Genomic DNA, 551 nt, shown 5'->3' on the forward strand with positions numbered 1-551 from the left:
CACACAACAAGTGGGGTCGCGTACGAGAAACCCACGAGGTGCGACGTTACTTCGATCCCCTGATCATCGAATCACCCCCCGGGTTGGTCGACGTGATCGACTGGCACCCTGACTCCACACCACCCCCCGACCACCTGCGGCCCACGGACTGGGTCGAGTGGGGCGGCGTCGGGCGCATCCCAAAGTAGTCGTAGCGGCGAGGAGGCCGCGGAGGACGAGGATTCGACACCGTCAGCCTGACTCTTCCGCGGCAGCCTGCTCCGTCCAGTGATCGAGCGCACGTTGCAACGCCGCGATGCTCTCCTCACGCCCGTAGGCGTTCGCACGCACGTTGTCCAACAATCGACGGTACTTGTCGAGCTGCCGCTTTTGCGTGATGTAGTTCGCCCCGTCGAGCTGTTCCACGTAGGCCAACTCCTGATGCACACCGTCGGCGAACTTCAGATGGAAAACAGGGTAAGGAGGCACCATGGCCTCCTTGCGAACTACGCGAACGTTGACTCGCTCCATCCCCGTGGCCCGAAGCAGGTGAAGCACCTGCTCAACCATGT

Annotated in this window: 2 protein-coding genes; one reads left to right on the forward strand and one right to left on the reverse strand. The window is 62.4% G+C overall.

Annotated features, from left to right (window positions below; all coding sequences use genetic code 11):
- Window positions 1-188 (forward strand): SAM-dependent methyltransferase (locus KUM32_RS37700; protein WP_217146339.1); only part of this gene is annotated, 188 nt, incomplete at its 5' end.
- Window positions 189-231: 43 nt separating this feature from the next.
- On the opposite strand, the gene KUM32_RS37705 is transcribed toward KUM32_RS37700, so the two are convergent.
- A partial coding sequence (locus KUM32_RS37705; RefSeq protein ID WP_217146340.1) for a Scr1 family TA system antitoxin-like transcriptional regulator occupies window positions 232-551 on the reverse strand: 320 nt, incomplete at its 5' end.

It is taken from the genome of Streptomyces sp. AC627_RSS907, from assembly GCF_019049165.1.